The following is a 13,898-nucleotide window of genomic DNA, read 5'->3' on the forward strand; positions in this document are numbered from 1 at the left end:
ATCAGCCGAACACGTCCAGGCCGTCCAGCACGACACTTGCGTGCGCTTCGACGGTCAGCGCGTGGTCGCGGTTGTACCCGCCGGCCATCATGGTGACCACCGGCACACCCGCGGCCCGCGCCCACGTCAGCACCGCCCGGTTGCGCTCGCGCACCCCGTCCAGCGTCATGGCGAAGCGGCCGAAGCGGTCGCCGGCCAGCACGTCCACCCCCGCGAGGTACAGCAGCAGGTCCGGACGGAAGGCATCCAGCGCCGGCAGCACGTGGCCGCGCAGCGCCGTCAGGTACTCGGCGTCCGTCACGCCGTCGGGGAGGCCGAGGTCCAGGGAACTGCGCTCCTTGCGGAAGGGGTAGTTGCGCTCGCCGTGCACGCTCACGGTCAGGGCGCGCGGCTCGGTGTCCAGCAGCGCGGCCGTGCCGTTGCCCTGGTGCACGTCCAGGTCGAGCACCGCCACCCGCTGCGCCACGCCGCCGTCCAGCGCCACGCGCGTGAGGATCGCGGCGTCGTTCACCAGGCAGAAGCCCTCGGCGCGGTCACGGAAGGCGTGGTGCGTGCCGCCCGCCAGGTTCGCGCCCCAGCCCACCCGCAGCGCGTCGTGCAGCGCGGCCAGCGATCCGCCCGCCGCCCGGCGCGCCCGCTCCACCACGCCCGGCGACCACGGCAGCCCGAAGGCGCGTTCCTCCGCTCGCGTCACCTCGCCCCGCCGCCAGCGGCGCAGCCACAGCGGATCGTGCACCCGGCCCGCGTCCGCCCACGACAGCGCTGGCGTGTCCAGCACCGGCAGCAGCGGCGACAGCCGGTCGCGCACCCCCGCGTACTTGTACGCCGGAAAGCGGTGGCCCTCGGGCAGCGGAAACACGTACGCGGCCGGGGTGTACGCCTGGAACGGGCCGGCGGGCGGAGTCATTGAACCTTCAGGTGAGCCGCGTACGAACCCGAGCGGGGCGCGCCGACGTGGGCTGCCCCTCTGAAGGGAGGACACCCCGGGCCGACCTTCCTACAGCGGCGGGTGGCATCGTGGACGGTCGGGATCACTCCGGAATTGTCGGCGCGCGCGGCGGGCAAGACGGCGTGCCCGGCCACCGTCCGCGCTCAGGTCTCCTCGCGCAGCGCCCGCACGATCCAGAAGCCCACCACGTCCAGCACCGCCAGAAACAGCAGCGACCCCACCCCCGCCAGCCAGTCGCCCCGGCCGACCTGCATGACCATGCTGAAGATCCCGCCCAGGTTCACGCTCGCCAGGATCACGATCAGCAGGCCCATCAGCATGCCCGGCCGCTCCCCGGCACTGCGCGCGTGTGCTCCATGCGCCCAGTGTAAACGGTGCGGCGGGCCGCTCCCGGCGCGTTAAGGCCGGGCTGATCATGGCCCGGTCACGCCCGCTGCGGACACTGGACACAGGACGCGGCTCCGTTCCGGGGGGGCCTGGGAGTGGCCGCGCCGGAAGGAGGGACGTTATCGGTCATCCGCCGAACTCCATGAGACCCGGGCCTGTCACGGGCCAGCCGCCGCGCGCGGCCTCCGCCGTGACCGGCCGCGCCTGACGCACGGGCGCGCCCAGCGCCTCCACATCAACCCGCAGGTCCACGTGGCCCGGCCCGCGCCCGGCCCCGTGCCCCTGTGCATGTCCGCAAGGAGCGCAGCATGACGAACTCCAGGCGCAGGAACAACGCCGACCAGCCGGGCGAGACGCGCGGCGAATTCCGCTCCGGCCCGCTGGCCGGCACCGCCATCGTGACCGGGCCGAAGGTGCCGCAGCGCGGCCTGCCGTGGGCCGAGGTCGACGGTCAGGCCATCTTCGAGGGCGACATCGTGCTCGGCAGCGCCGCCGATCTCGCCGCCGCGCAGGGCGACATGGAGGAGGGCCGGGCCGCGTCGGTCGGCATCACCGGTCAGAGCTTCCGCTGGCCCAGCGGGCGCATTCCCTACGAGATCGACCCGGGCATGCCCAACCAGCAGCGCGTGACCGACGCCATCGCCCACTGGCACGCGCACACCTCGATCCGCTTCGTGCCAAAGGGCGCCGCCGACACGAACTACGTGCGTTTTGTCGGCGGCAGCGGATGCTCGTCGATGGTCGGCATGCGCGGCGGGCGGCAGGACATCACGCTCGGCAACGGCTGCTCGGCCGGGAACGCCATCCACGAGATCGGACACACCGTGGGCCTGTGGCACGAGCAGAGTCGCGAGGACCGCGACAGCTTCATCACCATCAACTGGGCGAACATCGACCCCAGCACCCAGCACAACTTCACGCAGCACATCCAGGACGGCGACGATCTGGGCGCGTACGACTACGGCTCGATCATGCACTACCCGCCGGACGCGTTCTCGATCAACGGGCAGCCCACCATCGTGCCGCGTCAGGCGCTGCCGGCCGGCGTGGTGATGGGCCAGCGCACCGGGCTGTCGGCGGGTGACATCGCGGGCGTGCGGGCCATGTACCCCAGCACCAAGCCCATCAAGGACACCGTCAAGGACGGGCCGAAGGACCCGATCAAGGACCTGCGCAAGGACGGCATCAAGGACGGCCGCAAAGATCCCATCAAGGACATCCGCAAGGAGCCGCTCAAGGAAGGGATCAAGGACATCCGCAAAGACCCGATCAAGGACCTGCGAAAGGACGGAGTCAAGGACCCGATCCGCGACACCATCAAGGAAATCCGCAAGGACCCCATCCGGGACACCATCAAGGAGATCCGAAAGGATCCGATCAAAGACTTCCGCAAGGAACCGGTCAAGGATCCGATCCTCGATCCGGTGAAGGGCCCGGCCGCCGATCCCATCGGGCCGCCCGTGGGGCCGATCGGGCCGGTGGTGAACCCCGTGCTGCCCGGCCAGGATGCCGGCCTGGGCATGACGCCCTTCGTGCTCGCCACGCCCAGCCGGGTGCCGGACTACGGGCAGCTGGGGATGGACGCCGGCATGGGCGGCTACGACCAGCAGCTCAGCGACTACGACATGGCCGTGCAGCAGCTCCAGGACCTCGAGCAGATGCTGGCCGAGGCCGAGGCGCACTACGCGCAGGTGCTCGAGGCGTACGAGGCGGCCATGCAGACCGTGCAGGCCCTCGGGCAGGGCTGAGCGCATGATCCTGGTCGTGTCCTACCCCGGCGAGGAACACACCGACGACGTGGTCTCGCGCCTGGAACGCGCCGGTCGGGAGGTCGTGCGGATCGACCTCGCGGACTTCCCGGCGGCGTCGGGCCTGAGCTGCACGTGGGAGCCCGGCGCGCCCGACGCGTACCGTGTCCACACCCCGCAGGGCGAGGTGGACCTCGCGCGTGCCCGCGCCGGGTGGTGGCGCCGCGTGCGGGCGCACACCCTCGACCCGCTGGTGCGCGACCCGGACGCCGTGGCCTTCGCGCTCTCGGAGACGAACGAGGCGGTCAGCGGCATGCTCGACGCGCTCGGCTGCCCGTGGATGAACCCCCGCGAGGCCGACGCCGCCGCGCACCACAAGCCGCTGCAATGGGCGGTGGCCCGGCAGGTGGGCCTGACCCTGCCGCGCACCCTGGTCACCACCCGCCCCGACGACGCCCGCGCGTTCATCGCGGAACTCGGGGTGGGCAAGGTGGTGTTCAAGGCCTTCATCGCCATCCTGGAGGCGTGGCGCGAGACGCGGCTGGTCGAGGCGCAGGACCTGGAGCAGCTCGACTCGGTGCGCTTCGCGCCGGTCATCTTCCAGGAGTACGTGCCGGGCGTGGACCTGCGGATCATCGCCGTGGGCGGCAAGCTGTACACCGCCGAGCTGGACGCGCAGGACACCTCGTACCCGGTGGACATGCGCATGGTGATCGGTGAGGCGAAGGTGCGGCCCGCCGAATTGCCGCGCGCCCTGGAGGACCGCCTGCTGGCCCTGCAACGCCGCCTGGGGCTGGTCTACGGCGCGATCGACATGCGCCGCACGCCGGACGGCGAGTACGTGTTCTTCGAGGTGAATCCTGCCGGTCAGTGGATGTTCGCCCAGGAGCGCACCGGCTTGCCGATCAGCCAGGCGGTCGCAGATCACCTGGCCGTGATGGCCGACGCGGGCGCGCGCGAGGTCGTGCGCCGGTGAGTGCCGACCTGCGCGGTCACCTGCTGCTGCCGGACGGGCCGCTGCCGGAGCGGGCCGCGCGGGTCCGGATCGAGCTGCGGGACGTGGGCGTACAGGACGCGCCGGCGCCGCTGCTGGCCGCCGTGGACTGGCACGACGTGCCGCTGGGTGCCCGGCGGGTGGCGTTCCGCATGCCGGGCGTGCCGGACCTGACCGGCCGGCAGGTGGCGGTGCAGGTGCACGTGGACGTCGGCGGCCGCGGGCACGTCACGTCCGGTGACCTGCTGACCACGCAGCACGTGCCGGTCACGGATCTCCACACCGACGTGGACGTGCCCCTCACGCGGGTGTGAGGGGCACGTCCGGGCCCATCTGAATCAGGGGGCGGGGAAGACGGTCGGGGGTGTCAGTGGGGGCCGCCGGCCGCGCCCTTGCCCTTCCCCTTGTCCTTGCCGCTGCCCTTGCCGGCGCTGGTCGCGCTGTCCGGCGCCGCGGCGGCGTCCTCGTCCTGCTCCGGCGTGTCGGCGGTGGCGTCCTTGTCTCGGCGGTGGGCCAGCGCGGGCAGCGGCAGCGACAGCGTCTTGCCGTTCGGAGCGGTCAGCGCCACCTTGATCGCGCCGGGCTTCGACACGTCGCGGGTGAAGGTGTACACGACCGGCGCGCCGCCGTCGGCCGCCGTGACCTGCACGGCCTTCACGTCCGCGAGGGTCGCGCCGTCCTGAAGCGTCACGTTGCCGTCCGCGTCCACGGTGCCGATCACGGCGCCGTCGGTCCCGAGCAGTTCGGCGCTGCCGGTGCCGAGAAAGGCTGTCCACGCGGCGCCCATCGCGGTCATGCCAGGCAGGGGGGTGGCCGGCGGGGCGCTGCTCGTGGGGGGCGGCGCGGGATCGGTGGACGTCGTCTGGGCAGCGGCAGCGCTCACGCTCAGGGCGGTCAGGACCAGCAGGATTCGTGTGTTCAAAGGCACCTCCGTGGGGGTGTGCCCAGCATGCGGCGGGGCCGTCCCGGCGCGCTGTGGCGGAAGCCGCGCGGCCCCCCACGACCGGGGCCCCCGGCGGGGGTGGTGCTACCCTCCGGGGCGTGATCGACCGTTACCTGACCCCCGAGATGAAGGCCCTGTGGAGCGAGGCCAGCAAGTACCGCGCGTGGCTGCGGGTGGAACTCGCCGCCATGGACGCCCAGGCGACCCACGGCGAGGTGCCCCGCGCGGCCCACACGGCGCTGGTCGCCCGCAGCGAGGCCGATCCGCTCGACGACGCCTTCGCGGAGAAGGTCGCACAGATCGAGGCGGTCACGCGGCACGACATCGTGGCCTTCACGCGCGCACTGACCGAGCGCTACGGCGACGAGGCCCGCTTCATCCACCACGGCCTGACCAGCACCGACGTCGTGGACACTGCGCAGAACCTGCTGCTGGACGAGGCGCTGCGCGTGATCATCACCGACGTCGAGGCGCTGCACGCGGTGTGCTGCTCGCAGGCCGTGACGTACAAGCACACGCCCACCGTGGGCCGCACGCACGGCATTCACGCCGAACCCATGACCTTCGGCCTGAAGTTCCTGAACTGGATGGCGACCCTGGACCGCGACCTGGAGCGCCTGAACGCCGCCCGCCGGCGCGTGCAGGTCGTGATGCTGTCCGGCAGCGTGGGCACCTACGCGCACGTGTCGCCGCGCGTCGAGGAGGACGTCGCCGCCGCGTGGGGCTGGCAGGCCGCGCCGATCACCAATCAGACCCTCGCCCGCGACCGCCACGCCGAGGTGCTGTCCGCCCTGGCGATCCTGGGCACCACCCTGGAACGTATCGCCGTGGAGATCCGCCACCTCCAGCGCAGCGAGGTGCGCGAGGCGATGGAACCCTTCGGCAAGGGCCAGACCGGCAGCAGCTCCATGCCGCACAAGAAAAACCCGATCCTGACCGAGAACGTCACGGGCTTTGCCCGCCTGCTGCGCGGCTTCCTGGCCACCGGACTGGAGAACGTGGCCCTGTGGCACGAGCGCGACATCTCCCACTCCAGCGCCGAGCGCGTGATCCTGCCCGACGCGACCAGCGCCGCGAGCTACGCCACCCGCCGCCTGACCGGCGTGCTGCGGGACCTGGTGGTGTTCCCCGAGCGCATGCTGAAAAACCTGAACGACCTGGGCGGCCTGGTGTTCAGCCAGCGCGTCCTGCACGCCCTGATCGACGAGCAGGGCATGAGCCGCGAGGCCGCCTACGGTCTGGTGCAGCGCAACGCCCTGCGGAGCTGGGAGACCGGCGAGGGCCTGCGCGACCTGCTGAAAGCCGACCCCGAGAACCCGCTGGACGACGCTCAGCTCGACGCCGCCTTCGACCTGCAGTGGTACCTGCGCCACGTGGACGACATCTACGCGCGCTTCGGGCTGTAGCCGACCGCGATGACCGACACGGACGGCGTCACGGTACCGGCGGCCGTCCAGACGTACGCCGCGAGCCTAGGGGCGTTCGGTCACGACTGGCTGGCGGCGCTGCCGGATACCGTCGCCCGGGTGTGTCAGGACTGGGGTCTGCGGCGGGAAGCAGCCATCTCCGGCGGCAGCCGCTCCTATGTGTGTCGTGTCACCACTCCGAATGGCGGGGCCGCGGTGCTGAAGGTCGCGCTGCCCGAACCGGTGTTCGGCATGCAGCTGGCCACCCTGCTCGCGGCGCGGGGCCGGGGCTACGTACAGGTCTACGCCCACGACGCTGCGCGCGGCGCGCTCCTGATGGAGGCGCTGGGGCCACCATTGCCGGAGGACAGCGCCGACGTCCATGCAGCTCTGGACGTCACGGCCCGGACCCTGCGCCGCGCGTGGGCCGTGCCCGCCGATACCCTCGGCAGCGCGCCGGGCCAGGCGGAGCACAAGGCGGCCGGGCTGACGGCCCTGATCCACGAATGCCGCCCATTCGCTCCCCAGGGCGAGTTCGACGCGGTGATCGAGTGGGCGCTGCGCTGCGCCGCGGCGCGCCTGGACGCCCGCGATCCGGCCCGGCAGGTCGTGGTCCACGGCGATGCCCACACCGGGAACCTGCTGCCCGTGCCGGCGCCGCGGCCCGGAGCCGAGACCGGATACGTCTTCGTCGATCCCGAGGGCTTCCGCTGCGAACCGGAGTACGACCTGGGCGTGGCGGCGCGCGGATGGAACGGCCGGCTGCAGTCCAGCACTGATCCGCACTCGGACCTGCGCGGGTGGTGCGACCGGCTGGCCCGCGCGACCGGGACCGACGCCGATGCGGTCTGGCAGTGGGCGTACGTGGAACGGGTGACGACCGGGCTGTATCTGGCCCGCCACGGCCTGCCCGGGCTGGCGCGGCCATTCCTGACCATGGCCCGGACGCTGCTGGACGGTTGAGCCGTTCTGCCCGCGCCCGGCGTTCCCCGGCCGTCTTCAGGGAGAGGAAAGCGCGGTTCATGCCTGGGCGTCGGCATCCCCTACACTGCCCGTATGGGATTCATCATCCGGCTGCTGGTCAATGCGCTGGCCCTGTACCTGCTCACGCGGGTGTACGGCGGCGTGAGCTTCGCGCCCGGCGCCGACGTGGTCAGCATCCTGATTGCGGCGCTGGTGATGGGGATCGTGAACGCGCTGATCCGGCCGGTCCTGCTGCTGCTGTCGCTGCCGATCAATGTACTCACGCTGGGCCTGTTCACGCTGATCGTGAACGGCGTGGTGCTGTACCTGGTGGCGGCAGTGACGGCCCTGAATGTCAACGGCTTCGGCGCGGCCGTGATCGGCGCGCTGATCCTGACGATCATCTCGTGGGTGCTGGACGCGATCGTGGGTGCGGTCGGACTGGACGGTCGGGACGGGTGACGGGCGTGCGTGCGGCGCCGCAGCCGGACGTGCCGGCGGCCGGGAACGCGACCCCCGCGCTGTACCGCGATCCCCTGCTGCTGCGCGCGGCCGTGGCCGGGCGGGGCGTGGTGGGGTTCGTGCCGACCATGGGCTACCTGCACGAGGGGCACGCGACCCTGATCCGTCAGGCGCGCCGGGCATGCGACGTGGTCGTGCTGAGCATCTTTGTCAATCCCCTGCAGTTCGGGCCGAAAGAGGACCTCGCGAAGTACCCGCGCGATCTGGAGCGCGACCTGCGTGTGGCCGCCGGGGCGGGCGTGGACGCCGTGTTCTACCCGGAGGTCGAGACGATGTACCCGCCGGGCTTCGACACCCGCGTGGTGGTGTCCGGCGTGAGCGAGCCGCTGGACGGCGCGGCGCGGCCCGGGCACTTCGTGGGCGTGGCGACGGTGGTCCTGAAGCTGCTGAACCTGGTGCAACCGGACCGGGTGTTCCTGGGCGAGAAGGACTGGCAGCAGCTGGCGGTGCTGCGGCGCATGGTCACGGACCTGAACGTGCCCACCGAGGTGATCGGCGTGCCGACCGTGCGCGAGTCGAGCGGGCTGGCCATGAGCAGCCGCAACTCGTATCTCACGGCCGCGCAGAAGGAGCGGGCCGTGGTGCTGATGCGGTCGCTGCGCGCCGTGCAGGACGCATACGCGGCGGGTGAACGCCGAACGGCGGCGCTGCGACAGGCCGGACTGGACGTCCTGGCCGAGGAGCCGGACGCCGAGGTGGAGTACCTGGAGGTGGTGGGCCGCGACCTGCGCTCCCGCGACATCCTGCCGGGGGCCACGCTGCCCAGTGACAGTGTGGAAAGGGCGGATGTGGACAATGACGCCATGACCCGCGTGCTCGTGGCTGCCCGTATGTATGGCGTGCGCCTGATCGACAACCTGCCCCTGGACGGCCGGGGAGGCGGCGCATGACCCTGGACGAACTGCTGCGCGAGATGGTCACCCGCCGCGCGTCGGACGTGCACCTGCAGGCCGGCAGTCCGCCGATGGGCCGCGTGGACGGGCAACTCGTGCCGTTCGGGTCGCAGGCGCTGATGCCGCCCGACACGCAGGCGCTGGCGCAGGCGCTGATGCCGGCCGAGCAGTGGGAGGATTTCGAGTACCGCCACGAGCTGGACATCGCGTACTCGGTGTCGGGCCTGGGCCGCTTCCGCTGCAACGTGTTCCGGCAGCGCGGCGCGGTCGGGATCGTGATGCGTATCGTCTCAGACGCCATTCCGGGCTTCGAGGCACTGGGCCTTCCGGCGGACCTGATGCGCTCGCTGGCCGACGCGCCGCGCGGCCTGATCCTGGTGACCGGCCCGACCGGCAGCGGCAAGAGCACCACGCTGGCGTCCCTGATCGACCACATCAACCGGACCTTCGCGTACAACGTGATCACGGTCGAGGACCCCATCGAGATCCTGCACAAGAACAAGAAGAGCATCGTCGTGCAGCGCGAGGTGGGCAGCGACACGCGCGATTTCCGCTCGGCCCTGAAGTACGCCATGCGTCAGGACCCCGACGTGATCATGATCGGCGAGATGCGCGACAAGGAGACGGTCGAGGCGGCGCTGTCGGCCGCGCAGACGGGGCATCTGGTACTCAGCACCCTGCACACCCAGGACGCCGTGAGAAGTGTCAACCGCATCATCGATTTCTTCCCGCCGTACGAGCGCGACCAGATCCGGATCGCGCTGTCCGAATCGCTGGTGGGCATCATCAGCCAGCGCCTGCTGGGGCGATCGGACGGCGTGGGCCGCGTGCTGGCGCTGGAGATCATGCTCAACACGCCGCTGGTGCAGGAGTACATCAAGGACGAGGACAAGACCCCGCTGATCAAGGACGCGCTGATCGAGGACAACATCCGCGGCATGCACACCTTCGACCAGCACCTCGTGCAGCTGTACCGCAACCACCTGATCACCATGGACGAGGCGCTCGCCTCCGCGACCAGCCCGCACGAACTCAAGCTGATGGTCACGCGCAGCGGCATGGCGTACTAGGGCTGCCATGCACCTGCATACCGGGCAGTCCACCGGCTGAACGCGGAGCCTGCCCCGTTTGGTTGCCGGTTAGACGGCTCGCCGGCCCGCTCCCTGCCAGCCGTGCTAAACTCCGCATTGTCAGCACGGCATCAGCGGAAGTCCGGGTTTCTCATCACGTACCCCGGTTGCCCGACCCGTTCCAGCAGTGGAACCCTTTCACGGGCAAGAGTAGGGGCGAAAGAGGCAGGCGTAGATCATGGCAGAAGTCATTCTGGATCACATCAACAAGCGCTACGGCACCAAGCACCACGCGGTGAAGGACTTCAACCTCCACATCGCGGACCGCGAGTTCATGGTGTTCGTCGGGCCGTCCGGCTGCGGGAAGTCCACCACGCTGCGCATGATCGCGGGCCTGGAGGACATCAGCGACGGCGTCCTGAAGATCGGTGACCGCGTCGTGAACGACGTGCCGCCCAAGGACCGCGACATCGCGATGGTCTTCCAGAACTACGCGCTGTACCCGCACATGAACGTGTACGAGAACATGGCCTTCGGCCTGAAGCTCCGCAAGACCCCCAAGGACGAGATCGACCGCCGCGTGCGTGACGCCGCCAAGATCCTCCAGATTGAGCACCTGCTGGGCCGCAAGCCCAAGGAACTGTCCGGCGGTCAGCGCCAGCGCGTGGCGATGGGCCGCGCCATCGTGCGCGAGCCGAAGGTCTTCCTGATGGACGAGCCGCTCTCGAACCTGGACGCCAAGCTGCGCGTCGAGATGCGCTCCCAGATCTCCCAGCTGCACCGCCGCCTGGGCGCCACCATCGTGTACGTGACGCACGACCAGGTCGAGGCCATGACGCTCGGCAACCGCATCGTGGTCATGCGTGACGGCGTGATCATGCAGGTGGACACGCCCATGAACCTCTACGACTTCCCGCAGAACAAGTTCGTGGCCGGCTTCATCGGCAGCCCCTCCATGAACTTCCTGACGGGCCGCGTGCAGAACGGCCAGTTCGTGATCGGCAACGACAACGTCGCGGCGATGGGCCGCCTCGCGCAGAGCCTCAAGGCCTACGAGGGCAAGGACGTCGTCATGGGCATCCGCCCCGAGCACATCTCGCTGCCGGAAGTGGGGGACATTCCCCAGGGCGTCAACCACCTGCACGGCACGGTCGTCGTGGTGGAACCGCTCGGCGCGCAGACCGACCTGATCATCAACGTGGCGGGCCAGGACATGACCGTGAAGGTCGAAGGTCAGGCCCTGGTGCAGCCCGGCGACAGCATCGACGTGCTGGTCGACCAGACGCGCCTGCACGCCTTCGACCCGGCAACTGAACTCGCCATCGACCGCGGCACGCCCGCCGGCACGCGCGGCCAGGCCGACACCCCCGGCCTGGGCTACGAGTACGCCCAGAGCGCCGTCAGCGCCGACTGAGCTTCAGCACTCCGGGCGCCGCCTCCTTCACGGGGGCGGCGCTCTTCATGTGGCTGTGGGTTCGGCCCTTTACGGTGCTGTCCGGGCCCGCTACACTTCGCGGCATCCGGACAACTGTGCTACAAGGAGGCCACATGAACGTTATCCCCCGTGCGCTGCTGACCCTGACCGCCCTGACGCTGCTCGCCACGACCGCCCAGGCCCGCACCTGGGACGACATCAAGAAGTCGGGCACCATCCGGATCGCCACCGAGGGCGCGTTCCCGCCCTTCAACCTGCTCAAGGGCAAAGAACTCACGGGCTTTGAGGTGGACCTCGCCAACCAGCTCGCCAAGGGCCTGGGCCTGAAGGTGCAGTGGATCACGCAGCCCTTCGACAACCTGCTGATCGGCCTGGGTCAGGACCGCTACGACTTCGTGATCGCCAGCCACGGCATCACGCCCGAGCGCCAGAAGGCCGTGGACTTCGCCAGCCCGCACTACTGCACGGGCGGCGCGATCGTGACCAAACCCGGCGGCCCCATGACCGCCGCCGCGCTCAAGGGCAAGTCGGTGGCCGTGCAGGTCGGCACCACATATCTGGAGAACGTGCAGAAGGTGCCGGGCGTGGGCGCGGTCAAGACCTTCCCCAAGGACACCGACGCGCAGGCCGCGCTGATGGCGGGCCGGGTGGACGCGTGGGTGGGCGACAAGTTCACCGGTATCGACCTGGTCAAGGCGCAGAAGGGCAAGCTGGTCCAGGGCGCGCTGCTGTTCAACGAGCGCATCGGCATGGCCGTGAAGAAGGGCAACACCACCCTGCTGAAGGAACTCAACACCGCTCTGGCCAAGAGCATGAGCGACGGCAGCTATGCCAAGCTCAGCACGTCGTACTTCGGTCAGGACGTGCGCTGCAAGTAAGCGTGTGAACCGCGGGCGGGACGGCTCCGGCGGGGTCGTCCCGCCGCCATTGATGGGTCGGCCTGCCGGGCGGGCCGCCGGTGTGACATCATCCACGAAATGTCCACGCGATCACTGTCCGTCACCGGCCTCCGCTGCCCGTGGGTGGCGGCGTGACCGCCACGAAACCCACCCGGCCCGGGCCGCCCGGCGGGGGCACGCTGCTGCTGTGGCTGGGGGGCGCGGTGCTGTCCTTCCTGGCGCTGTTCTTCGTGATCACGGTGATCCTGCGGCAGATGCCGGACCCCATCGGGCCGCGCGCCGACCTGTTCGTCGAGGGCGCACAGATGACCCTGAAGCTCACGGTCGTGAGTGGCCTGATCGGGCTGCTGGTGGGAATGGTCGCGGGCATCCAGAAGACCAGCGCCAGCGCGTGGGTGCGCGCCCCGGCCAACTTTTTCGTGTGGCTGATCCGCGGCACGCCGCTGCTGGTGCAGATCCTGTTCGTGTACAACGCCCTGCCGCCCCTGCTGGCCGCCATCGGCCTGAACGTGCAGCTCGACGAGTTCTGGTCCGCCGTGATCGCCCTGGCGCTGAACGTCGGCGCGTACAACGCCGAGGTGATCCGCGCGGGCATCCTGGCCATTCCGCGCGGTCAGACCGAGGCGGCGCGCTCGCTGGGCCTGAGCGGCGCCCAGACCATGCGGACCGTGGTGCTGCCCCAGGCGCTGCGGATCGTGGTGCCGCCGCTGGTGAACAACGTGGTGGCGCTCCTGAAGGATTCGTCGCTGGCGTCCAGCATCGCGCTGCTGGAACTGACGCTGGCGGGCTCGCGGGTGTCGTCGGAGAGCTTCCAGCCGATCCCGGTGCTCACCACCGTGGCCCTGGTGTACCTGGCCCTGACCAGCGTGATGACGCTGTTCACAGATCAGCTGGAAAAGCGCGTGAAGATCGCGACCCGCTGAGCTACCACCCCTTCCGGAACTTGCCCGCGCCCGGCGCCCATGTCAGCGTGAGCGGCCGGGTCACGGCTTCCGGCGCCACGCCCGCCTGGGCGCACGCCACCTGCGCGGCGCGCGGCGCGACAGCCATGACCGACAGCGCGCCGCCCTGGCGGGCCGGCAGGTAACTCACGTTCAGCGTCACGCCCCGCAGGCACGGCGGCACCGGCCCGGCGTAGAAGTCCGCGTCGCGGATCAGGGGAATGACCGCCGTGTCTTTCACGGCCGTCAGGCGGCCACCGTCCAGCCAGCCGAAGGCCGTGCGGGTCTGGCACGCGCCGGCCATACACCACTCCCGGTTCACGACCAGCAGCGATTTGCCCCCTGCTGCGTACGTGGCCGCGCGCAGGGTGGTGAACACGCTGGCGCCGCCCGTGGCCGAGTGCCCCCGCCAGTCCAGGGTGCCGGCGCGGGCGTCCGTGACCTGCACCGAGTACAGGTTCTGGAAGGCCGTCCACTCCAGCGTCTCGCGGCGGGCGTAGGCCAGCAGCGAGGTCTCGCCGGGCAGGGGCTCGAAGGACGCCACGTACAGCCGCAGGCCGTCCAGCAGCGCCGGTGGGGTCGCGGGCTGGGCGTGGACGACCCCGCCGCCCAGCAGCAGGCTCAGGACGAGGTGAACGGGGCGCGGCACGTGGCTCGGTGTAGCACGCCGGTTCTCACGGTTTTCTGATCGCTGGCCGCGCCTGTGCGACCGGGCCGGAGGTGTGTACTATCCTCAGGCTGTCTGGAA

Annotated in this window: 15 protein-coding genes; 11 read left to right on the plus strand and 4 right to left on the minus strand. The window is 70.5% G+C overall.

Annotated elements, in window-relative coordinates; genetic code table 11:
- Window position 1: 1 nt before the first annotated feature.
- Window positions 2-907 (minus strand): histone deacetylase family protein, encoded by a 906-nt coding sequence (locus HNQ07_RS13075; RefSeq protein ID WP_184112444.1) that lies wholly within the window; start codon window positions 905-907, stop codon window positions 2-4.
- Window positions 908-1,092: 185 nt separating this feature from the next.
- A complete protein-coding gene (locus HNQ07_RS13080; protein ID WP_184112446.1) occupies window positions 1,093-1,269 on the minus strand; it encodes a hypothetical protein in 177 nt (58 codons plus the stop codon).
- Between the two features lie 375 nt (window positions 1,270-1,644).
- Here HNQ07_RS13080 and HNQ07_RS13085 point away from each other — a divergent pair, with 375 nt between their 5' ends.
- Genes HNQ07_RS13085 through HNQ07_RS13095 form a run of 3 tightly spaced genes read left to right on the plus strand, consistent with a single transcriptional unit; the run spans window position 1,645 to window position 4,392 of the window.
- Window positions 1,645-3,084, plus strand: a complete 1,440-nt coding sequence (locus tag HNQ07_RS13085) for a M12 family metallopeptidase (protein ID WP_184112448.1) — start codon at window positions 1,645-1,647, stop codon at window positions 3,082-3,084.
- A 4-nt stretch (window positions 3,085-3,088) separates the two neighbouring features.
- Window positions 3,089-4,060, plus strand: a complete 972-nt coding sequence (locus HNQ07_RS13090; RefSeq protein ID WP_184112450.1) for an MvdC/MvdD family ATP grasp protein — start codon at window positions 3,089-3,091, stop codon at window positions 4,058-4,060.
- Window positions 4,057-4,392: a hypothetical protein gene (locus HNQ07_RS13095; RefSeq protein ID WP_184112452.1), complete on the plus strand. Its 336-nt coding sequence runs from the start codon at window positions 4,057-4,059 to the stop codon at window positions 4,390-4,392. Before HNQ07_RS13090 ends, HNQ07_RS13095 begins: the two co-directional genes overlap by 4 nt.
- Window positions 4,393-4,445: 53 nt before the next feature.
- Here the strand turns inward: HNQ07_RS13095 and HNQ07_RS13100 are convergent, their stop codons facing one another.
- A complete protein-coding gene (locus tag HNQ07_RS13100; RefSeq protein WP_184112454.1) occupies window positions 4,446-5,000 on the minus strand; it encodes a hypothetical protein in 555 nt (184 codons plus the stop codon).
- Between the two features lie 119 nt (window positions 5,001-5,119).
- Between HNQ07_RS13100 and purB the strand changes: the two genes are divergently transcribed.
- The 8 genes from purB (at window position 5,120) to HNQ07_RS13140 (ending at window position 13,132) form a co-directional block, all read left to right on the plus strand.
- Window positions 5,120-6,427 (plus strand): adenylosuccinate lyase, encoded by a 1,308-nt coding sequence (purB, locus tag HNQ07_RS13105; protein ID WP_184112456.1) that lies wholly within the window; start codon window positions 5,120-5,122, stop codon window positions 6,425-6,427.
- Window positions 6,428-6,436: 9 nt separating this feature from the next.
- A complete protein-coding gene (locus HNQ07_RS13110) occupies window positions 6,437-7,390 on the plus strand; it encodes an aminoglycoside phosphotransferase family protein (protein WP_184112458.1) in 954 nt (317 codons plus the stop codon).
- A gap of 93 nt (window positions 7,391-7,483) precedes the next feature.
- Window positions 7,484-7,852, plus strand: coding sequence for a phage holin family protein (locus tag HNQ07_RS13115; RefSeq protein WP_184112460.1), 369 nt, complete (start codon window positions 7,484-7,486; stop codon window positions 7,850-7,852).
- Between the two features lie 128 nt (window positions 7,853-7,980).
- Window positions 7,981-8,802, plus strand: a complete 822-nt coding sequence (panC, locus tag HNQ07_RS13120) for a pantoate--beta-alanine ligase (protein WP_229832001.1) — start codon at window positions 7,981-7,983, stop codon at window positions 8,800-8,802.
- Window positions 8,799-9,875 carry a type IV pilus twitching motility protein PilT gene (locus HNQ07_RS13125; RefSeq protein WP_184112462.1) on the plus strand — a complete coding sequence of 359 codons (1,077 nt, stop codon included), beginning with the start codon at window positions 8,799-8,801 and terminating at the stop codon, window positions 9,873-9,875. Before panC ends, HNQ07_RS13125 begins: the two co-directional genes overlap by 4 nt.
- A gap of 238 nt (window positions 9,876-10,113) precedes the next feature.
- A complete protein-coding gene (locus HNQ07_RS13130; protein ID WP_184112464.1) occupies window positions 10,114-11,289 on the plus strand; it encodes an ABC transporter ATP-binding protein in 1,176 nt (391 codons plus the stop codon).
- 134 nt (window positions 11,290-11,423) lie between these two features.
- Entirely contained in the window at window positions 11,424-12,188 is a 765-nt protein-coding gene (locus tag HNQ07_RS13135; protein WP_184112466.1) for an ABC transporter substrate-binding protein, read from the plus strand.
- A gap of 152 nt (window positions 12,189-12,340) precedes the next feature.
- Window positions 12,341-13,132 (plus strand): amino acid ABC transporter permease, encoded by a 792-nt coding sequence (locus HNQ07_RS13140; RefSeq protein ID WP_184112468.1) that lies wholly within the window; start codon window positions 12,341-12,343, stop codon window positions 13,130-13,132.
- A gap of 1 nt (window position 13,133) precedes the next feature.
- Here HNQ07_RS13140 and HNQ07_RS13145 read toward each other — a convergent pair whose 3' ends face one another.
- The gene (locus tag HNQ07_RS13145; protein WP_184112470.1) at window positions 13,134-13,799 is read right to left on the minus strand and encodes a hypothetical protein; all 666 of its coding nucleotides are present in this window, start codon (window positions 13,797-13,799) and stop codon (window positions 13,134-13,136) included.
- Window positions 13,800-13,898 lie beyond the last annotated feature (99 nt).

The organism is Deinococcus metalli (assembly GCF_014201805.1).
In the GTDB taxonomy this organism is placed as follows: domain Bacteria; phylum Deinococcota; class Deinococci; order Deinococcales; family Deinococcaceae; genus Deinococcus; species Deinococcus metalli.